The 21,457-nt window shown below is 63.5% G+C and carries 11 protein-coding genes; 5 read left to right on the top strand and 6 right to left on the bottom strand.

Going from position 1 to position 21,457, the window contains the following annotated elements:
- Nucleotides 1–25 precede the first annotated feature (25 nt).
- The 5 genes from ACOQPD_RS14515 to ACOQPD_RS14495 all read left to right on the top strand — a co-directional run bounded on the left by ACOQPD_RS14515 (nt 26) and on the right by ACOQPD_RS14495 (nt 5,383).
- Nucleotides 26–865, top strand: coding sequence for a cupin domain-containing protein (locus ACOQPD_RS14515; protein ID WP_420612674.1), 840 nt, complete (start codon nt 26–28; stop codon nt 863–865).
- A 4-nt stretch (nt 866–869) separates the two neighbouring features.
- The gene (locus ACOQPD_RS14510; RefSeq protein ID WP_420612673.1) at nt 870–1,724 is read left to right on the top strand and encodes a nitrilase-related carbon-nitrogen hydrolase; all 855 of its coding nucleotides are present in this window, start codon (nt 870–872) and stop codon (nt 1,722–1,724) included.
- A 70-nt stretch (nt 1,725–1,794) separates the two neighbouring features.
- Complete coding sequence (locus tag ACOQPD_RS14505) at nt 1,795–2,622, top strand: cyclase family protein (RefSeq protein WP_420612672.1); 828 nt, start codon at nt 1,795–1,797, stop codon at nt 2,620–2,622.
- A gap of 780 nt (nt 2,623–3,402) precedes the next feature.
- On the top strand, nt 3,403–3,960 hold the full coding sequence (locus ACOQPD_RS14500) for a hypothetical protein (protein WP_420612671.1): 558 nt from the start codon (nt 3,403–3,405) through the stop codon (nt 3,958–3,960).
- Between the two features lie 124 nt (nt 3,961–4,084).
- Complete coding sequence (locus tag ACOQPD_RS14495) at nt 4,085–5,383, top strand: ISL3 family transposase (protein ID WP_420612458.1); 1,299 nt, start codon at nt 4,085–4,087, stop codon at nt 5,381–5,383.
- 71 nt (nt 5,384–5,454) lie between these two features.
- Here ACOQPD_RS14495 and ACOQPD_RS14490 read toward each other — a convergent pair whose 3' ends face one another.
- The 6 genes from ACOQPD_RS14490 to ACOQPD_RS14465 all read right to left on the bottom strand — a co-directional run bounded on the left by ACOQPD_RS14490 (nt 5,455) and on the right by ACOQPD_RS14465 (nt 21,337).
- Nucleotides 5,455–8,904, bottom strand: a complete 3,450-nt coding sequence (locus ACOQPD_RS14490) for an Eco57I restriction-modification methylase domain-containing protein (protein WP_420612670.1) — start codon at nt 8,902–8,904, stop codon at nt 5,455–5,457.
- Between the two features lie 5 nt (nt 8,905–8,909).
- A complete protein-coding gene (locus tag ACOQPD_RS14485; protein WP_420612669.1) occupies nt 8,910–11,774 on the bottom strand; it encodes a helicase-related protein in 2,865 nt (954 codons plus the stop codon).
- The gene (locus ACOQPD_RS14480; protein WP_420612668.1) at nt 11,771–16,951 is read right to left on the bottom strand and encodes a DEAD/DEAH box helicase; all 5,181 of its coding nucleotides are present in this window, start codon (nt 16,949–16,951) and stop codon (nt 11,771–11,773) included. Before ACOQPD_RS14480 ends, ACOQPD_RS14485 begins: the two co-directional genes overlap by 4 nt.
- A gap of 23 nt (nt 16,952–16,974) precedes the next feature.
- Complete coding sequence (locus ACOQPD_RS14475) at nt 16,975–19,221, bottom strand: 3'-5' exonuclease (protein ID WP_420612667.1); 2,247 nt, start codon at nt 19,219–19,221, stop codon at nt 16,975–16,977.
- Nucleotides 19,222–19,656: 435 nt separating this feature from the next.
- A complete protein-coding gene (locus ACOQPD_RS14470) occupies nt 19,657–20,034 on the bottom strand; it encodes a hypothetical protein (protein WP_420612666.1) in 378 nt (125 codons plus the stop codon).
- 277 nt (nt 20,035–20,311) lie between these two features.
- Nucleotides 20,312–21,337 carry a phosphotriesterase family protein gene (locus tag ACOQPD_RS14465; RefSeq protein WP_420612665.1) on the bottom strand — a complete coding sequence of 342 codons (1,026 nt, stop codon included), beginning with the start codon at nt 21,335–21,337 and terminating at the stop codon, nt 20,312–20,314.
- Nucleotides 21,338–21,457 lie beyond the last annotated feature (120 nt).

Genomic DNA, 21,457 nt, shown 5'->3' with positions numbered 1-21,457 from the left:
CCGATGGAAGGACCGAACCACCGAGATGGTTGCTGAACCCGATCGCGTCCGCATCCTCCACGATGATGAAGGGGCTCCGGAGCTTCCCATCGTCGAGTACGGGGGCCGCGCCTGGGTGGTGGTCTGGCCGGGCCTGGGCGCCCATCTGCGGTCCATACACCACATGTCTCTCGAGCCGGGCGGGCGAACCGTCGAGATGGAGCACCCGATGGAGTCCGCCTACTACGCCATGTCCGGCAGCGTGACGGCGTCCGACAACTCCTTCGACCGGCGGCTCGACCTCCCGACCGGGGCGATGGCCCACATCGGACAGGACACGAGGTACGTGTTCGAGGCAGGTCCGGACGGCGCCGAACTGATCGGCGGTCCTTGCCCGGCCGACGAACGTCTCTACTCCCACCTCGAATACGAGCGGCGCCCCGATCCACCGCAGCCTGCGGGCGGGAGGCGGCTGGCGGCCCGCGGCGTCCGGATCTTCCACCGCGACCAGCCGACCGCCATGGTCCCGATGATCGCCAGGGACGCCCGCCTGATCGTCTGGGCAGGGGTCGGGGCCTACACCGCCAACATGAACTACGTGGACATGCAGGCCGGAGAGCGGAACAAGGACCATGTACATGTCGAGTCCGAGGACACCATCTACATCCTCGACGGCAAGGGCAGCATCGAGGACCTGACCAACGATCTCCGGCTGGAGTTCGAGGCCGGGGACGTGGTGCATGTGCCGGTCGGGATCTGGCATGCGGTGTCGGGAGACCGCGATGATCACATCGAGAGCGTGGGCGGTCCGTGTCCGGCCGATTGGAACATGCTTCGCATAGCCGGGCTCATGCCGGACGGGCCGCTCGGCCAGGAACAGGAGTAACACGATGGTCAACAAGGTTTCGATAGGTCTGGTCCAGATCGGGAGCGAGCCCCTGGCGGTCGAGGAGAACCGCGACCTCACGACACGGTGGACGGAGCGCGCCTTCAACATGGGGGCCGACATCGTGGTGCTGCCCGAGATGATCATCCACGGATACGCCTTCGACTGGCGGGCGCTGGCCGAGAGCGCCGAGCCGGTGGACGGACCGACCGTCAAGCAATGGACCTCCCTGGCTGCCGAGGCCAACGGGTACGTGGTGGGCGGGTTCTGCGAGCGGGACGGCGAATCGCTGTACAACACGGCGGTGGCGGTCGGCCCGGACGGGACCATCCTCCACTACCGCAAGACCCACCTGTTCGCCAACGAGAAGATCGCCTTCCACGACGGCAACCTCGGCTTCCCGGTGGCCCACACCCGGTTCGGGACGATCGGGCTGTGCGTCTGCTACGACCTCCGGTTCCTCGAGGTGGTGCGGCTGATGGCTCTGAAGGGCGCCGACCTGATCTGCGTCCCGACCGCCTGGTTGCCCGGCTACGACAAGGAACGCTGGGACGCGGAAGGAATGTGTCCCCAGGGCAAGGGCGCCGTCCTCCAGGCCAACCTCTCCCAGGTGTACATCGCCTGCGCCTCCCAAGCCGGACGTCATGGGGCGTTCGACTTTCTCGGCTCGTCGATCCTGGTCGACCCCTACGGCAAGCTGGCCGCCGGACCGTTACCCGGCTCGGAGGACGCCATCAGCGTCACGGAGGTCGATCTGGGCGCCGCCAAGCGGGCCCAGGTTCGGGGCGAGTTGATCGCTCCCCGGGCGGACCGCCGCACCGATCTCTACGGGATCTGGGAAAACGGTCTGCGTTACTAAGCCGGGGCGGAACGGCCCGCGTAACTGCTCTCTACCATCCATCCACATACCGACATCGGAGGTACCCGAAATGAAGATCGTCGATCTCTCTCACCCGATCAACATCCACACGCCGGGCTGGGTCGGGTATCCGGGGTCCAAGATCTACTACACCCAGACCCTGCAGACCAACCGGGTCGTGTCACAGAGGATCGAGTCTTCGCTGCATGTGGGAACCCACCTCGACGGGCCGATGCACATGGCCGATGGAGGCGGCGACATGGCCTCCCTCCCGCTCACCAAGCTGATCCACGAAGGGGTGATCGTCGACGTGTCCGACGAGGTGAGCGACTGGAGCATCATCACCCCCGAGATGATCACTTCCAAGGTCGAGGTCAAGAAGGGCGACATCCTGATCATCCACACCGGCTACCACCGCTACTACGAGGGGAAGCCCGAGCAGGACCTGACCCGCTACTTCTGCATGCATCCGGGCGGGACCCGTGAGTTGGCCGAATGGATGCTGGACATGGAACTGGCCTGGTGGGGAATCGACGCCGGCTCCGGCGACCACCCCATGAACACCACCATCCGCCACATGCGGCCCGACCTGACCCGCCGGTTCGAGCAGAAGGTGGGCATGCCGGTGAGGGACTACTTCGGGGAGTACACCTACACCCACCACCGGAGCGGACGGGAGATCACCGAGGACCTGTTCCCCCTCCACTACCTCGCTTTCCCGAAGGGCTGCATCCATGCCGAGAACGTGGGCGGCGACATCGAAAAGGTGCTCAACCAGCGATGCATCATCGGCGCCTTCCCCTGGAAGTTCGAGGGCGGCGAGTCCTGCCCGTGCCGCATCATGGCCTTCTTCGACGTCGGCGGCCTGACCGTGGAGGAGATGTTCCAGACCGCCTGATTCCCGGACCGGCCCGGTGAGAGCCTCACTGGACCGTACAGGTCTGCCTGGGGGACCGCCAGGCTGTGTCGCAGACAGACCACTAGCCACTGACGGAATGGGGTCGGACGGCGAGGCATTGCCACGAGTTGAAGAAGCTGCCGTGCACTATCCGGTACGGATGGACGGTGCCTGGGTGGCAAGAGTCACCAGCAAGGTCACAGCGCCTTGCCTACGCTCGAAACAGTGGCACCACCTCCGGGTAATATCGCCCGCCTAGTGGGTTCAGTGGTGGGGTTCGTGGCCTTAGATCTGGCGACGAACACCGACCGAAATGACCCGTCGCAGCAAGGGATCAATGCAGATCGCGGATGGGCCCCGCCATCCAGTTACGGCGGCTCTACGACAGAAGAGGCCACCAATGTCCGCGGTTCCGTGCCGGGACTGATAGGCACTTCATGGGGGTGTGGCTTTCAATACGGTGTTGGAAGGGCAATGTGCGGTACAGGCAATTCCGTGAGCTCTACCGAAGCGCTACAGTTCGGGTGAGAGCCAGAGAGAGACACGGCAACCATGTGGCCAACACCAAGAGATGCCGCCGACCAGTTCTACGATTCGAACCTCAAGAGCGCAGCAGGTCTCCTGGCATCGATCGCAAGGGATCGACGCTCACGTGGCTCCGGTAGACCGCCTGGTCAACCACAGGCTGAGTGGCGGGCCGTACTTGTCCTGGCATTGGCGGCGCTTGAGGCAGGGCTCGTGGATCTCGGTTTGGCCACACATCATCATAGGATAGTAAGCTTGAGGGGACCAGCGGGTGAGGCCGCGCTTCAAGAGGACATGACACGCGCCCGTGGGCGACTCTTGGACTCGCTACCGCTCTCGACTCCGAACGCCCAGAAGATAGAGAAGTTCCTGTTATCACAGTTCGGAGTTCTCCCGAGCCAAATCAAGGTTCCTCCATCCGCGCACTTCACGACCCTTAGAAAGAAGCTTGCGCTGGGTGGGGCTGGTTCCGGTATTCCAGGCAGACTTGAAGGGAAATGGGCAGAACTTGCCGTTCGTCTCGACTCGATTCAGTATCTTCGAAACGCAATTGCTCACGCTGATCCACGCAAACTAGAGACTATTCCACAGGCAGCATCCAACCTACCGGACGAAGTGGTCGCAACCATGTGGGCCCGCAAACGGGATAATTCTTGGTCCTTACAAATGCCACATGCTGTCACCGCTGTGAGGACGACTGTATCGGTGTTCAATACCGTAGCCTTCATGCTGTTCACAGTCACCGGCCTCTGGGAGTCAAACCAGTCGGTACTAAGGCCACCCGATAATGTAGTGCCGTTTGATCGGAACTAATGTGGCTCTTCGCGAATGGGTGGGGAGTAGGGGATCTTCCAGGGGGGTCGGAATCCGCCAGAAGTGAGGAGGGGTCCTCCATAATCGGCTGTTGAGAAAACACATCCGAGGCAGGAGGACCCCTGTGGAAGCTGATCCTACGCGCATGTGCGAGCTGCTGGTCGGCCTTGGGGAGGTTGATCTGGTCGGGATCGGCGACGGAGGCGGGGACGAACCGTTGGAGGTAGTGATCCGCTCCCGGCGACCCCGCCCGACCTGTGATGACTGTGGCAGCCGGTTGTGGTCGAAGGGGTATCGGACGGTGGTGTTGGTGGACCTGCCGGCGTTCGGGCGGCCTGTTCGGTTGCGGTGGCGGAAACGGCGCTGGGCGTGCCCGAATCCTGGGTGCGCGGTTGGGTCGTTCGTGGAACAGGATCCGGGGATTGGTCCGGAGCGGGCATTGTTGACATCGAGGGCGGCTCGGTGGGTGACCGTCCAGGTCGGGAAGCTGGGTCGCCCGGTCGATGAGGTCGCTACAGAACTGGGTTGTGGATGGCATACGGTGAACAACGAGGTTGCCCGTTGGGGCGAAGCCCTGTTGGAGGCCGACACCTCTCGGGTCGGCCAAGTTGAGGCTGTGGGGGTGGACGAGACCCTGTTCTGGCGTCAGGGCCGCTGGCGGACCAAGGTGTGGTGCACCTCTGTGGTCGATGTCGGAGGCCGCCAGCTGATCGACATCGTGGCTGGTAGGACAGCTGAAAGCGCCGCCCGGTGGTTCCGGTCACAACCGGTGGAGTGGCGAGACGGGATCCGCTGGGCCGTGCTGGACATGTCCGGCCCGTATCGGACCGCGTATGACAGGGTGCTGCCCAACGCCGCGCAGGTCGCAGACCCGTTCCATGTGATACGGCTCGCTAACCAGCGACTCGACGAAGTACGCCGCCGAGTTCAGAACGAAACCCTCGGGCACCGAGGCCGAAAACACGACCCCCTGTATCGGATACGGCGGCTACTCACCTCCGCCTCGGAACGGATCAGCGACCGGGGCCGCATCCGGCTGCGGGGTCTCTTGGACGCCGGCGACCCCCACGGAGAAGTCCGCACAGCCTGGCACGCCAAAGAGACCGTACGGGGCATCTACCAAATCGACAGCATCCCAACCGCCCTCCGATACACCCTCCAACTCGCCGACGACCTCCAACACGAATCCTGCCCACCCGAGATCAACAAACTGGGCCGAACCATCGCCCGCTGGACCCCCCAGATCGCCAACTGGCACATATCCAAAGTGACCAACGGACCCACCGAAGCCCTCAACAACCTCATCAAACGCATCAAGCGAACAGCCTTCGGGTTCCGCAACTTCGCGAACTACCGAATCAGAGCACTCCTCTACGCCGGGAAACCCAACTGGAACCTACTCACCACCATCACTCCCCACTGAAACGCGATGAGCCACTAATGTCTTAGCGGTTACGTCTACTGAGTGTGTGTACAACGACTTAGTGGGTGGGTTTAGCGACGCTGTGGCAACCGACCGGTCCACCAATCGACCAAGTCGTCCGAGTCGTCTACGCCGTAGGCGACACACATCGCATGCGCCAGACGCCGCAGGTGGACGGATCGCTCACCGACTGATCTCGATACATACGCATCCTGAGCATGCGATGCGGCAACGTCCCACCATTCCGACTTCGGCGGCAGAGGCAAATCCTCAATCTGCCGGGCGCTGAGCTTCATTGCAGATGTTGAAAGAGACGCGCCTAAGTGGCGCGCAGCAGCCCATGCCGTCAGTGGTGGCGCTGTCAGAAGTGCGGCCGCGTGCCAGAGCGAGATCGAGTCTGGTACGACGGTGATCACCGGGACCGATGGCAGAAAGACACCTTCCTCATCGGGCAGAACCTCCAACACCTTCGTCTGTGTCGCCACTAGCAGTTTGGGGACAAGCCTGCGGTCGGCCCACTCACCAAGATCGCTGTTTGTTCGCAACCGATCGATGTCTACCGCGGGCGCGCGCCAGCGACGTTTCGCGAAGCGTGTGGATGTCTCGCCCCAACGATTGTGCAGCGGGTCAATCAGGCCGACGGTGATGAGCGGCGCCAAGCCGGACATCCCAGTACCGACCTCGCCTACGGTTTCAGTTTCCCCCACCTCGGTGACGAAGGGGATCAGACCATAGTATTGGTCCCGGAAATCGGCCGCTGCCCCCAGCACATCGCCTAGCCGGGCCTTCGTCGCGAGGCGGACCTGTGGCACTCCGAAACCTTCTGCGATCAATGGTCCCCAAGTCGGCATCTGAGCAACTTCGGCCATCGACATCATCAGATCTGGCATTGCCTCGAAGGCGCCGCCGTAGGCACGTCGGATCGCAACACTGTGGCTAGGCCCTCGGCGGACAACGACAGCACACGTCAGTACCTCTGCAGAGAACACTTTCTCACCCGCTACCCATAAGAACTCGAGCGTGGAGGACGACGAGATCTCCCGGCGCAAAGCCGAGGCGCCGTCGGCCGCGAGAAAGCTCTCGGGTTGCACCAGCCCGACGCGACCCCCGACTGGACGGGTCGCCTCACAGGACAGCGCTAAGAACAGGTAAGCCGTATCGGTGTAAGCAGAGGTCAATTCCTTGTAACGGTTAGCTTGGAGATTCGCTGCATGTCTCTGCGTAACCGTTGTGTCACGGAGTTGGTTCAAGAAGGGGGGGTTCCCTATGACAGTGTCGAACCCGGTCGCGTCCAACACATCAGGAAAGGAAAGGTGCAGGTGGATGAAGCGATACTCTTCGGACAGTTCGCGAATCCTGGCTCGGACATCTTCGCCTACGTCGAGTCCTCCTCCTAATGCGCGAACCGTTGCGTCGGTGATTGCCGGCTCTCCGGGATCCTTGGATATCACGAAGGCCGAACACCATGCGTCGGCGGCTAGTTTGGAACGGATGAAGGCGGATGAACTATGCAGCTCGCTGAAGCGGCCCTCCTTTGCAGCTACATCCTCCGCTGTGTTCTCTGTACCGGTGTTGATGACGGCCAGATGTTGGGCGAAAGCTGACGCATCGTCAAAGGGTGACCACTCCAGCGCTAGCTGGCCCTGTGTCCGCTGCTTTCGCTCGGCCCGGTTCGTTTTGCGCAGATGGGATGCCCACTTCTTGTTGTCGCCGACCAGCGCCTTGAACGCCTCGCTCGGGACGCCTTTCTCCAACAGTTCCGGAGTGGCTCCCAACAGGCTATTGCCACAGACGATGTGGTGGTCGAGAAAGCCGAGTGGTCGACGGTTGTCGTTGGCCTCTAGCCAGAGGCTCAGCTTGCACAACTCTACGGCCATCGGGTTGATGTCGATGCCGTAGAGACATCGACCCACCACGTCGCGTACCGCGAGGCGCAGGTCATCTGGGGTAGGTTCGATACCGCCGACGCGCACCGTGGCCAGCCTCCCAGCGATGCGGTGGGCGGCGGAGATCAGGAAGTGGCCCGAGCCACAGGCTGGGTCGAGCACTCTCAGATCGAGCAGGGCTCGCTCGGGATAGTCAGACCTCTCTGCTTTGTCGAGGATAGGATCGAGAGCCTCGTCGAGCAGACGGGATATGAGCGACTCGGGCGTGTAGTAACTGCCGGTGGCCTTACGCTCGGAACCGGCAGCGCCCACCAAATTGAAGGTGCGGGCGTCCACGTCCACCATAGGGTTGAGTTCGAGCAGCGATTCGTAGACCGATCCGATTTCTCTTGTCCCCAGGTTGCGATAGTCCACCGCCCGGTAGGCTTTGGCTTCGACGTCTCGGACGCGGCTAAGCCTCCGAATCGCTGCGAGCAGGTGGCGGTTGTCGATCGATGCTATGGCTAGGTCGCCGATAGAGTACGGTGACCATAGGAAGCTGCCGCGCGGTACGAGCCCGAGGGCGGGAATGCCTGGGTGGTTGGAGTCGAGGGCCGTCATGGTGACCCACAACGACTGCCATAGATCATCGTGGGGGGTTCCCCGCCGACTCGCGGCCAGTTTCCGAAGCCGCTCGACCGAATAGAACTGCCGGTAGCGGACCCGGGCAGTCTCACCAGCCTTTGGATCCAGCAGCAGATCGCGGCCCTCCGCCACCAGGAGGAAGATCAGCCGATAAACGAGGCGGAGCAGTTGGAGAAGATAGTCACGGTGCGCTAGGTCGCCGCTGCGAAGCCGCACCCGCAGGCTGCTGTTGTTGCGATGGGATAGGAATCCCTCCCCGAGAGCGATGATGGCCTTCTCCACGCCCTCTCGAAGCCGATCCAAAGCGCGCGTTCCGGCGGCCGCCGCCTCAGTGCTCCACTGTTCCAAGACGCACTTCTCCGGGGGATCGCCCTCGAAACGAGTCCGGTGGCAGATGAGCCAGAGCAGGACGAAGTCGCTGTAGGCCTCCCCGTCGAAGATACCTTGCAGATCGAATTCGCAGTAGGCGGCGCGGGTAAGTGAGGCGTTGTCGCGAAGCAGGCGCAGCACGAGGCCGTTCGACACGATACCCCATAGATGGCCATCCGAGCGGTTGAGGAACTCCTGTACGAGGCTATGAGGTGAAGCCTTTGCAGCGCCCTGGACCCCCGACGTGCGACGATCCACAGGAACGCGACATCCGAGCAGGTGAACCGGCACGCTGGTGTCCCACTGATGGCTCACCGGATAGTCCTTGCCTCCCACAGCCAGGCTGTGGACCAACGGGAGATCAAAGAAGCCGAGTTCGTCGAAGAGGGGCCGCAGCCACCGGGCGCGGGTCAGCGAGGTGGCGGTCAGGTCGGCGTCGGTGAGCCGAGACTCGGCGTGACGAAAGGATCCCCATACGCCCACCAGCCGGTTCCAGGAGCGGGTCACCGCGTCCCGAACCCGCTCGCCGGGGACCAGGCCGTATGCGGTCGGGTCTAGACCGGTCAGGGTCGGATCTGTTGAGTCAATCCGATCGAGCAGGTCGCGGGGCAGCAGGGCACCCACTGACGTGACATTGGCCATGGCCGTCAGACCACCGTCGGGAGGAACACGTAGATGCCGAGGATGTCGGTGGGATGCTGGGCGCTAACTAGGACCCGTCCGGAACCCCGGCCCGTCCCGCGGGCGACCGCACCGATCCGGCGGCGATCAGCGGCGCGGACACGGGCGTGGCTATCGGCAAGGGCGTCGGCCCGCCGGTTGGCCTCTGAGCGGACATGCCCACGCCAGTGGCCCTCAGCAGACAGCACCTCGCCTATGAAATCGCGAGCGGCACCCGGCCAAACGTTCCCGGACGGAGTGGCAGACAGCAGGTCTTCCGCCTCGTCCGACGACAGCCATCTCGGGGACCGCGGACTTCCCTCGAAGGCGAGCAGCAAGGCCTCCTCCGCCAGCATGTGGTGGGGTCTTTGACGGCTCGTCGTGGCGATGGTCATTCGGGACCGGCAGAGCAGCAGCGTGGTACGCAGAGCGACGTGGTCGGTCCGCATCACCCCGCATCGGGCCGCTAGCGCGTCGGGAGAGAGCACGGGGTCAAGGGCGGTGTCGAGCACATGTCCGGCGAGACCGCTCACCGATGGGTGCGTGCGGGACCAGACGACAGTGGTGTCGGAGCCCGGCGGCTCGAATCGGGCCTTCACAGAGTCTCGTTCCACCACCAACGCGTCACGGACTGGGGCGGACACATCTCGCAAATCGAAGATGGTCGCTGTCTCCTGACCGGGTGTGACCGTCTCGGCCTGGACCACGGCGCCGTGGGCACAGAGTACGTCCTTCATGAATCGCTCAGTATCGGCCCCGGATCCGATAGCTTCCTGCATGGCGTCGAGTTCGGCTGCGACGCCGTCCGGGTCGATCCTGAGCTGGGCGAACAGAGACCTGCGACGGACCTCGGCCTCGCGGACTCGGTCCCATTCAAGGTCTAGGGCCGACGTGTGGGGACGCAGGGCTTCGTCCATCCAGTCGAATCGGCGCTGGTTGGGCATACCATCGCCCATCAGGACGTTTTCGGCCAGCGCCTCTATGACTTCGTTGGTGGCGCCAGGCACCGGAATTGACACCCCGAGGGCCTTCCGGATGGCCTTGTGCTTGTGCAAGAGCACCTTGAGGACGGTCTCGTCGATGTGGTTGTCCTCGCCCCAGTAGGTCACCACCCGCACCTCGGGGGCGGGCTGGCCGAAGCGATCGACCCGGCCTTCGCGTTGCTCAAGACGGGTGGGGTTCCAGGGCAGGTCGTAGTGGACGACGGCGGAGCAGTAGTCCTGCAGGTTGATACCCTCACTCAGGCAGTCGGTGGATACCAGCACCGGGTAGTCGTGTTCTCGCAGGTCGGAAACTCGGCTCTGGCGTTCGGATGGTGGCAACCGACCGGTAACCACCTGCACGCTCGCCTTGGGATTGCGGTTGAGACGCTTACGCAGTTCATCGCCGACGTATTCGGCGGTTTCTATGAAGCGGCAGAACACCACTGGTCGAAAACCGTCGAGTAGGAGCTTCCTGACGATCTTGACGAGTCGTACCAGCTTGAGATCGGACTCACCGGCCAGGATGTCGGCCCTCTCGGCGAACTCACGAAGGCGGCGAGGTACGGTGTCGCCCGGCGTGCTGCCCGGAACGACATCGACGACCTCCTCCCCCTCGTCGAGGTCGAGCAGGGTGCGTCTGCCTAGTTCGTCGATCTCCTCGAGGGTCTCGGCCTCCGCGGTAAGTGCCCTCGTCCGCATCGTGGCGGCAGCCGCAGCCGGACTGGAAGCCAGCGCCCGCAGCAAGCTCAGCGCCGACCACCACCTGATCCTCTGTTCACGCCGGTCGCCAGCCGGAGCGCGGACCGAGCGCCTGGCGTACGCAAGCACGTCCTCGAACAAGCTCGAATAGTCGGTGGAGAGTGTGTAGGTGAACTCGGCGTCGGCCCGCTGCGGGAAGGAGGTGTCGGCTTCGAGATAGTGGGCGATGTCGGACCGCCGCCGCTGCACGAGATGACGGGCCAGGCGCGTGCGGTGATGGCGGTTGGGGTCCCCTCCCAGATTGTCGGGCAGATACTTGAAGTCTTCGTCGAGCAGCCCCAGAAGAGACCGGAACGACTCGTCCTTGCCCGAATGGGGGGTAGCCGTGACCAGGATCAGATGACGGTCGGGGTCCTTGGCGAGGTCGGAGACCAGCGAGTGTCGCTGGTGGCGGGTCCGGCGCCCGTGATCGGAAGACGCGCAGGTATGGGCTTCGTCAACGATAACGAGCTCGGGACAGGCGCGAATGAAGTCGTCACGGCGTCTGTCCGACTTGATGAAGTCGAGCGACACCACGAAGTGGTCGTACACGTCGAACAACGACTGGCCTACCGCCAGGTTGCGTTCGAGGCGCGCCGCTGTGGACGACAGAACCAACTCGGCTTCGATGTGGAACTTGGACTCCAGCTCGAACTGCCACTGCTCGGCCAGATGAGGCGGGCAGAGGACCGCCAGCTTGCGGGCTTCACCACATTCGAGGAGCTCCCGGGCGATGAGCGCCGCCTCGATGGTCTTGCCGACCCCCACATCGTCGGCGATAAGCAAGCGGACCGGGTCGAGGCGAAGCGCCATCAAGAGGGGAATCAACTGGTAGGGCCGAGGTTGGACGGCGATACGTCCGATCGAGCGGAAGGGGCCGGCGCTGGACCGGAACCCGAGGCGCAGGGCATCACGCAGGAGCCGGGCCGAAACGGCATCCCCCAGATGCGTCGACGGGTCGGGGAGGGCAAACCCGGCCTGCTCCACGTTCTCCAGGCTGGTCAGTATTCCGGTTATCTCTTCATCGGTACCGCCCAGCGGGCGCACCATGACCAGTTCGTCGTCGGATTCAGGCAGCACGACCCAATCACGCCCCCGCGCCCGGACCAGAGATCCGGCTGCCAAGCTCACGACACGGACTCCCGTGTGTGTCCTGCTCCAAAGACCGAGGGGTGCTCGCAAATGATCTGGTCCCAGTCATCGCGGTAACCGAAGCGGATGACCAGGTAACCGAGATCGCGCATGGCCGCGGCCGACTCCCGATCACGGGCTCGACGCTCGGGATAGTCGTGATGCGGGCCGTCGACATATACGACGACGCACGCCTCGTCGTATATGAAGTCCGGGCGGGTCCGCGCCGACTCGAAGTAGACCTGATCGCGGTCCGGCTGCCGGTAGCCACCGGCTTCGAGATGGGCGAGAAACTCGGCTTCTAGAGAGGATTCAGGCTGTAGCTCCTCTCTGCCGGTTCGAGCCAGGCGTGCGGTCAACAGCCCCCAGAGAGTCTCCTTGACCGCCTTGCGGTCAAGCAAGCCGTGGTCTAGCTGGTTGCGGTACGTGAGCAGGCAGCCGTAGCAGGCAGCCTCGCATGGTTCGACTCCCAGATCCGGCACCTCTTCGCCGCTATCGGGATCGAAGTGACAGCGGGACAGGGCCTGGCGGGCCACCCGGCGCCACGCGTCGTGTTCATCCATCAGCCGCCTCAACACTCCGGCACCGCCCTCGGCCGACTCGTAGAAGAGGAGTAGCCGACGATCGTCACGGGAGGGCAGGGGCTCCACGGCCAACTCATCCGATTCCAGCTGGAATTCAACTTCGATAGCCGCTTTGAGCGCCGCTCCGAGGGAGGCCATCTCCTCCGTTTCCATGTGCCCGGACGGCTCGATCAGCAGGGCGTTACGGCTGTCGGTTACGAATGGGATCACCCGCCGGGTCCGATTCGACATGGGATCGTCGTCTTCCTGGTCCTGAGACTTTCCCCAGTAGCCGCGCTCAATATCGAGGATGAAGCCCCGCTGCTCCTGGTCCTGGCGACGCCGCCAGCCCAGGTTCACCCGCCAGATAGTGGCCGTATCGCCGTAGGTGAGCCGCAGCACCGGACTGGCGCCAGCATCGGAAACGCTCAGTACTTCGGTCTCCTCCACCGAGGGGCGGCCGTTGCGATCGGCGAATCGCACGCCGGAGATCACCTCGTATCCGACCCGTCGCCGCTCCTCCTCATCCGACGTAATTCGGTCGCGGCGTACGGTCGATACATTCTGCATCTGCAGCAGGTTCGACCACTCCCAACCGAGCGGAACCCGGCAGTACTCGCAGACGTCAGGCCCCGGTGGGGTGTGGATGCGGTGCATATAGCCGCAACTCTCGCAGCGCTTGGCCCGGGCCGTGATGAAGCTGTCATCGTCCACCTCCGGGGATACCGGAGCGTCGGGATCGGGGGTGAGAATCACCCGGTTGATCCGGTAACGGGCGCCCTCGTGGTAGATGAAGGTCTGGGGACCGAACTCGCTGATGGCCAGGAAACGGGGTCGCTGCAGGAACTCGGGCTGGTCGTAGCGGCCTCGTCGGCCCGGGATGAATGCTGAGAGAGGAAGACGGGGGAAGGAGTATCCGGGCAGGAAGCCCTCAGCGGCGAAGTACCGGTAGGGGTAGAAGTCGGTATGGCTGCCCAGGTCCGAACTGGCGCGGAGAATGTCCAGTTGGTGCTCGGCCTCCCGGCGGAGGCGCTGGGCCTGCCGACGATCATGCGGCGACCGGTGGTTTGATAGCGCAATCCGGTTCTGTTCCCTCTGCTGCGTGACCGCGGCGGCATAGAGCGACTTCCATCGTCTCAGGGCTTCCTCGAAGCGGCGCGGAACAGCCCTTAATACATTGCGCAGCCAGCCCTCCGACCACCAAGTCGCCGTTTCGAGATCGGGTACGAGATCGCTCAACAGCGCCCTGGCCCTCGCATCTGCTTGCGCCCTTGCACTGGCATCCTGGAGGTGATCCCGTACACTCGGCAGCAGGTCCGGATTGGTAACGCCATCAGCTAGGTCGAGAACCTCGCCCATTGAGCGCCCGAGGTTCAGCCCGCTGACTGCCAGCCATACCGCGTGGACGTGCGCCCGGATCAGGTCCTTATTGGCTAGTTCTATCCGCGGCGCTTCCACCTGACCGGCGATCATCCGATCCGGTCGGCGGAAGAAATACTGGTCGTGGCTGCTCCCGGCGGAGCAGTAGGTGAACACCAGAGCCGGCTGGCCACTTCTGCCCGCGCGTCCCGATCGCTGAGCGTAGTTGGCCGGAGTAGGCGGGACGTTGCGCATGTTGACAACGTTCAACTCGGAGATGTCGACACCCAATTCCATGGTGGGCGAGCAGTAGAGAACCGCCAACTCGGCTCTCCGGAACCGCTCTTCGCGGTCGACCCGCTCCTCGTAGGTGACCTGAGCAGTATGCTCCCGGGCCTCGATTCCGACCAGGCTGGCGCCTGCAGAGCGATAGAGGTCTACGAAGTATCTGTTGGTCGGCATCTCGTCCGGCGGATTCGGCATGCGAATCCGGTCGTGGTAAGGACGGGTGCCGTCGCCCGCCTTCCAGACCAGGGCGGCAGCGGGGACCTGCCAGCGGGCATTGCCGTCCCGATCTTCACCAACCTGAGTAACCAGGCCGTAACGTCGCAGACCGTCGAACAACTGCTCGATGATGGTGGTGGTGTCGTCGAGGGTCAGACGGGTGGCGGACATCCCTCCCAGTCCGTCAGGGCGGCGGATGAACTGACCGAAGCCCCCTCTCGCCGACACATACCTCCATGAACGCTGGTCTCTCGGACTACGAGGGCGCGCAAGCACCTCGGTGGCATACTCGGGACGCCGCTCATCGGCGAGCGACCAGGGACCAATCAAGCGCTGGTCGGCGCGGAGGATCAGGCGCTCCTGGCTCCGCTGGTTCAGCACATCGACCCTCAACGCCAACTCGCGGCGCATCCAGTCGAGCAGCACTTTCAGCACGGTCCCGCGTTGCTCGGGCTCGGAACTGGAGAGGACCGGGTGGGAGTCGGACCAGAATGCCTGATCCATCGCCAGGTCGAGAAGAGAGTCGTATTCGATGGTCAGTAGTCCGGCCTGCTCCAGATTGGGCTGCGTGAGGCGCCAACCGCGCTTCAGATCGCGGTATATGCGATAGGCAAGGACGTCGCGGAAGACCCGGTCGGTGTCACGGCGGGCTTGACCGCGGAGGTCTGGATCCAGGGCATAACTCTCGAACGGTAGATCCAGGGCTTCGAACACTCTCTGGGGCACCTGGTCGTGGGTCAGCCCGGCGGAGCCGGCATCCTGGAGCGCTCGCCTGAGCGATGACCTGAGCAGCGTGATCTGGACGAAGTCGTTGAAGTGGCCGGACTGGAGCGAGGCGTCCTGGCGATTGTCGGTGAAGGAGAGCAGCTTGCGGGCGTGGTCCGGCAACCGGCCGTCCTCCCTCAGGTACCGGACGGTGGCGAGCGACATGATGGTCGTGGCTGTGGAACGGCCTTCGGAACCCAGCGTGGTGAGACGTGTGAAGTCACGGCCAAGGCGGCCTTCGTAGGAAACTCCGCAGTTCAGGCAGAATCTGAACGGCGCCGGCGTCCACCACCCGGTGACCATCCCCTGCCCAGGACCATGTTCGTCCGAGGCCACCGCACCATCCGGCTGAACGTGGACCTTCCGCGGTACGGCAGCCTTCCGGTTGGAACGTATACGGCGGATGCGGCGGTCGGGCTCGAACCAGCTTTCGGGCAGTCGCCGATACACCTCCTCTTCGTCAGGCCAGGGCCGTTTGTCGCTGAGGTATAGGAAGCCGGGACGCTGCTCGTCGTCCAGCGTGTCCCCAAGGTCCCGCGGCCGCAGCCGAATGCCGGTGGCCAGCCCTCCGTGGACCACGTAGTAGTCCTGTCCGCAGGCCCGGCAGAATGCCAGTGGCAGCAGCGCCCGGGCTCGATCACCGGGAACGAAACGCTGGCCGATCAGCGTCACGTAACGGTCAGCGGGCGATTCGGGCGAGGCGTATACCGTATCCCCCCTGCTCACAAACTGGTGCAGTCGGAAGGCGACAGTGGGCCGCCCAGTCGATGGGTCCTCGATGCCGTTGCCGGCCAGAAGGTAGGAACGGATCGCCCGGCGGCACCGCCCCTCGGTAAGGCCGGTAACGTCCGCCAACTGCTCGGCGGCGCTGCCGGGTCCTTCGATCGCGCGAGGTTCGGCCCGGACGAGGCGGCCCTCGACACTTCGCAGCCCAAACGTGGTCTCGTTCCAACTCGCCAGCGGGTCAGCCACGAAGTCGGCATAGGTCTCCGGCGGATGTGACATGTCAACAGTTGCGGCGAGATCGGCCCTGCATGCCGGCGACTCGATATCAAAGGCCGGAGTGACTCTACGCAGGGTCTCGCCGATCACGTCTCGGGGTGCTACTTCAGCGCCGAACAAGCGGGAACTCACCTCGGCCAGCTTGCGCTGCCGATCCTCGTAGCCGCCCTCGGTCGACAGGGTGGCCGACGTCCCCATGCAGCGGAGCTGCTGGGAACCGGAGGCCTCCCGCAGCCGCCGGACTAGCATCGCCACATCCGCACCCTGCCGGCCCCGGTATGTGTGCATCTCATCGAGTACCAGGTAACGCAGGTCCCCGAGACTCCGCACAAGACGTCGGTCGGTGTAGCGGGTGAGGATCAGTTCCAGCATTACGTAATTGGTAAGCAAGATGTCGGGTGGCCGCCGTTGGATCTCGTCGCGGACCTCCCGAGTGTCCTGGCCTGTGTAGCGCCCGAACGTCACCGGGCGGTCAGACCAGGGTCCATGATCGAGGAACTTGGAGAGTTCCTCCATTTGGCTGTTGGCAAGCGCGTTCATCGGATAAACGACGATCGCCTTCACCCCTTTACCCGACCCGGAGCGGAGGACATGATCGACTATCGGGATTATGTAGGCCAGACTCTTGCCTGACCCTGTTCCGGTGGTGAGCACGCAGTTGCGATCGTCGGCGGCCACCCTGATCGCTTCCGACTGGTGGCGGTAGAGAGGGAGGGGCTTGCCGATCGGATCGGAGTATGTCTTTCCCAGGCGAAAGATGTCCGAGGTGCGAGGGTCCAGGACACCCACACCGATGAGGTCTTCGATGCTGCCACCGGGCTCGAAGGCGGGGTTCAGGCCTATCAGGGGATGGGGCCATAGCTTCCCGGCGTCGAGGGCCTCATCCACACGGCTACGAATCCGGTCATCACGGATGCGCATGAAGCTGGTGGCGTAATCGCGGTAGGCGCCGGTCAGCATCTCGCGAAGTTCGAATACGTCCATGGGACGGTGCTACTCCGGCGTCGTCATGATTCGGAAGACCGCTGCTCGAAACGGTCAACAACAGGCTTGATCGCCTTACTGGGGGATCCGTTATGGAGCAGCACCAATAGATCACGAGCTCTGGTCATCGCCACAAAGAGGGCCGATAACTCCAGATCGTGGTGCTCAGCTGCTTCTTCGGGGCTGATTCCGCGCTTGGCCCGTTGGGGAAAGATCCCCAGATTCAGATAAGGAAGGAACACGGCCTTGAACTCCAAGCCCTTACCTCTGTGGTAGGTGCCCAACTTGACTAGGTCGTTCGGGCGCCCGTCATAGCGGTCGAGTGATTGCACACCGATGCCGCATCCCTTCAGCAACCGCTCCGCCACCTTGGCCTGGCGATTCCAGGGCACGAGAACGGCTGTGTCTCCGGGCTTGATCGGATCGTCCATGGCGGCCATCTTGCGAATCCACCGGGCGATCTCGTGGATCTGGTCGTCAGCGTCCCGCGCCTGGACGAGAAGCGGACACGGACCATCCCTGACCGTCTCCGCGAGCTGATCGCTCCGCCTGTAGTCCTCGTCTAGATCTTCCACCTCCGCCGCACCGGCCACCGCTAACGCGGCATCGATGATGCGCGTCGTGTTGCGGTAGTTGACATCCAGGACGGTGGTACGGCCCCGGACCTCGGCTCCCGCCTGGCGGAGGGTGTAGCCACCCGGATAGATCCTTTGGGCGCCGTCACCGAGGACGAGCAGCCCGTTTGGCCGATCACGGTCGTGGTCCGGAGCATTGACCAGCGCCCGTAGGAGCTGCAGGCCGGCCAGGGTGAGGTCCTGTGCCTCGTCCACGATTACAGCCGAGTAGAGGGGCTCGGACAGGCCGCGCGCGTATTCCAGCGCCGCCAAGACATGGTCCGGGAAGTCCATGACCCCGCGATCTGCCATGTTCCGATCCCAGGCCTCCCGGAGTTCCCAGACCTGTTTGCGTTGGTTTCGTCCGAGAGCTACTCGCCGGCCCGTCCGTTCCAGTGCTCGGTATTCGACCAGCGACTCCAGTGCCCGGCCCTGGATGACCGCGTTTACCTCTTCGGTCAGGTAGCGCTTGCTTAATGCCCTTCTGTCGAGGGGGGACCCGGGCGTGACGATCTCGGCGTAGGCAGCGTCGAAGGCGTCGTTGACCGCCCTAGTGTCAAAACGACGACACTTGCCCGATTTGTAACACAATCGAGTGGCAAGCTTGTTGACGTTGGCGAACTCCACCTCTCCGGACAGGGCACCGGGCATCCGTAGGTAAAGCGATTCCAGCACCGGCGGCAGGGACCTGATGTACGTGGTGAAGAGAACGGGCGGGACTTCCTCCGATGTACCGGCGAGTTGGGCTTGCTGCTCCTCCCGTCGGGCCTTATTCCTCCTGGCCAGCCATACCGCACGATGGAGGCCTACCACTGTCTTGCCGGTGCCGGCCGGGCCGCGTACCCGTCCCGGCCCCATGTAGTTGCGGCGCACAGCGTTCCTCTGATCCGGGTGAAGGAAGATCATCCAGTCCTCGATAGGACGACCCATGATCTCGACCATGTACTCCGGCTCGGTCCGGGTGAACCAGGACGCCATCGTGTCCTCCTGGAGGTGGCGCTCGACCTCAAGATCCTCTTCGGTTACAGGCGGCGATTCTGCTTCGGCCAGCACAGGCTCGTCCGCGTGGTCTCGCTCGTCATCGACAGGATGGCCAGTGATTATCAGGTTGAATGCGGTCTCGAAGTTACGAGGACCGAGGTCGTCCTCCAGGGCGAGGAATTCTTCGTCAGTATCGATCCGGCGCAGGTTGAGAACCGCCGGCTCCGGGAGGCCACAGGATTCGAGTTCAGCATCCGACCATGCCATGAACAGCTTCCCGACCGTCTCACGGCGGTGTGTGTAGGGCTGGTACGTTCCCGTCTCGGGTACCTGCTCGTAGGTGTTGTAGGCATGCTCTGCCGGGTCATAGTCGACAGACATGCGCTTGGCGCGGTCGTAGACCTTGTGGGTGCCATAGAGCAGAAGCAGAATCGTCCTGTTGAACAGCAACCAAACCAGGCGCCGGTCGCTACGCCTTCCACCGACATCGGAGCCGAACAACTTTTTTCCGTTTCTCGCTTCACCCACACCATGGGTGTTGAGCTTCGGATTCTGGAAAGGCTTGCGGCGCAGCTCCGACAGCGTGTCCACCAGCGCGGCCTTGTACTGGTCATCACGGCGTAACGCGTCCACACAGTCCCAATACGACTGTGCCTGCACGATCTCGTAGTGCACCGTCCGACCTCCTCCAGTCGCGCCCAGGAAGGGACCAGCCGCCAGGGTAGTTGAGCGCCACCACGGTTCCGAACGGACCTGCAAATCTCTTCAGGGCACCAACACTCTGTCATGCCCATCAGGACACTATCTCTTCACAGCAAGCCTCAGCACCCCTGGCGCGTACCGGAACCGATCTACACGTTTGGTGGCGGAGTCCAGGACGGATCCTGCGGCGGGAACGGGTCAGGCTCGTAAGGCCCCCACCCCGTGGCGCTCTACCCTCAAGCCCTAGGGAGTGACCGGGCTGCGCTTGGTCGGTACCGTCTACCTGCGTGTCCGCATGGGAGGTAGACGGTATGAAGCTCCCCGTGGTCTCCCGTCCGACCAAGCCTTCGACGTCGGCGGCGTGACCGTGGAGGAAATGTTCCAGGCCGTGTGAGCGGAGTTCTCCCTCTAAGTCGCGTCACCGGTGCGGGCATCGCCGCGCCGGATGAGGTAGGCGAGGCCGATCACCGGAACCACTGTGAACGTCAGCGGCAACGACCAGTCGCCCCGTATGGTCCCCTGACCTATCAGGATGGCCACCAGGATGTCACCGACGATGCTCACCGACAGGAGCGCCAGGGTGACGCGCCAGATGAGCAGGCTGGGCCGCTCGGAGGACACCACAAGATAGAGGAGCAGGAGGGCAGCCAGCGGGTGTACCGCCCCCGCGAGGAGGCGTTCAGGTGCAGAGCCCCCGTCGGCGAAGTTGGCCGCCAGAGCGGTCAGGGCCGACCATCCAAGATGCAGCGATGCCAGGACAGCCATCACCACCTTCGTTCCTCTCACACCGGTCCTTTCTCGATCCTGAAAACGCCTCAAGGCCTCGGGAACCATCCCGGTGACCTACAGAGCGCCACCATAACGGTAACGGGAACAGCCCCACCCGGTAGTAGCCGCCCGTAATAGTCGTATGACCTGACTGTATGGATCCCCGACGGTATACGGACACCACCTACGGCAAGGGCCAGGCAGAAGACGCCGGCGATCCACCGACCAGGAGCCTCCAGGCGCTGCGGCCTGCTCGCCGGCCTAACTCCGTGTCCCCGTCTTTGATAGCGCCCGACTAGGGCGCGAGCAGCCGGCGCGGGTTCTCGACCAGGATGCAGTCCAGCGTGGTGTCGTCGAGTCCGGCGTGGGCTAGCGCGGGCACGATGTTTCGCAGGACGTGTGCGTATCCGTAGCCCCCGTACCGGGTGAGTTGGGTCTTGTAGCAGGTGTCCTGGGACACCAGGATCTGGTCGCGGTAACCGAGGTCCAGCAGCTTGAGCAGGCCTTCGTGGCGCTGGGAGTCGTGGCTGTTGTAGCTGTAGTCGATGGAGTCGTAGTAGTTCTCCAGTCCGAAGTTGTCGAACGAGATGAACACGCCCAGGTCCGCCACGCTTCTCTGGTAGTCGAGGCTCATGTAGCCGTCCAGGTGGCACATGTTGATCTTCTGCGGGTCGACACCCTCGCGCAGCACGAACTTGGCGACATCGGGAGCGATCCTGGCCCTCGCCCCGAAATAGGGATGGATGTAGAGCGGGAGGCCGGTATGTTTCTGAGCCTCGCATGCCGCCTTGAGGACCTTCCACTCGTCATCCTCAACCGGCTGGCTGAGCCCGATCTCGCCGATCACACCAGGCCTGATACCAGTCCCGTCGATGCCTTCCTCAATCTCGGAGAGGATTCTCTCGGCGAGAAACCCTGAGCTCGACGTTCTGACGTACTCCGGGTGGGACGCTTGGATGTAGAACCCGCACCCGGCGATCACGTTGACACCAGCCTCCACCGAAACCGTCCTGAGCCCCGCCGGGTAGAGCGGACGGGACGGTGGACGGGCGCCGATCGGAGTTGCATCCACGATGGTCTTCCCACCATGCTCGGCAAATGCCGAAATCTCGGCAGTGGCCAACTCCACGTCGTCGAGGACCATGAAGTCGGGGAACTTGGAGTAGTCACGGCGCCATTCACCGAGCATGTGAATCTCCGGCGGGCCGTATTGGGCGTCGGGACGATGCTCCGTATACGACTGTCGCATGTCCAGGAAGATATGTTCGTGAACGAGCACTATCCCGAGATCGTCGGTGGCGACGGGACCCGTCACCGTCATGACAGTTCGCTGCGGTCCACCAGCGGCTAGCCCACTCGACGTCATATCGCAGACCCCCGTCGATGCGGATATCGGCAGTGCCAAATGGTAACGGTGTGACGGCGGCGGGGATTGGGACGA

The sequence above is a fragment of the Candidatus Spongiisocius sp. genome (assembly GCF_965221825.1).
Taxonomy (GTDB): Bacteria; Actinomycetota; Acidimicrobiia; order Spongiisociales; family Spongiisociaceae; genus Spongiisocius.
The sequence above is the reverse complement of the archived record's forward strand: the minus strand, read 5'-3'. Positions and strand labels throughout refer to the sequence as shown.

Excerpts from the sequence above, each read along its gene's own strand:
- ACOQPD_RS14510 (WP_420612673.1), top strand. The coding sequence starts at position 870 with ATGGTCAACAAGGTTTCGATAGGTCTGGTCCAGATCGGGAGCGAGCCC.
- ACOQPD_RS14505 (WP_420612672.1), top strand. The coding sequence starts at position 1,795 with ATGAAGATCGTCGATCTCTCTCACCCGATCAACATCCACACGCCGGGC.
- ACOQPD_RS14490 (WP_420612670.1), bottom strand. The coding sequence starts at position 8,904 with ATGGCCAATGTCACGTCAGTGGGTGCCCTGCTGCCCCGCGACCTGCTC.
- ACOQPD_RS14465 (WP_420612665.1), bottom strand. The coding sequence starts at position 21,337 with ATGACGGTGACGGGTCCCGTCGCCACCGACGATCTCGGGATAGTGCTC.
- ACOQPD_RS14480 (WP_420612668.1), bottom strand. The coding sequence starts at position 16,951 with ATGGACGTATTCGAACTTCGCGAGATGCTGACCGGCGCCTACCGCGAT.
- ACOQPD_RS14515 (WP_420612674.1), top strand. The coding sequence starts at position 26 with ATGGTTGCTGAACCCGATCGCGTCCGCATCCTCCACGATGATGAAGGG.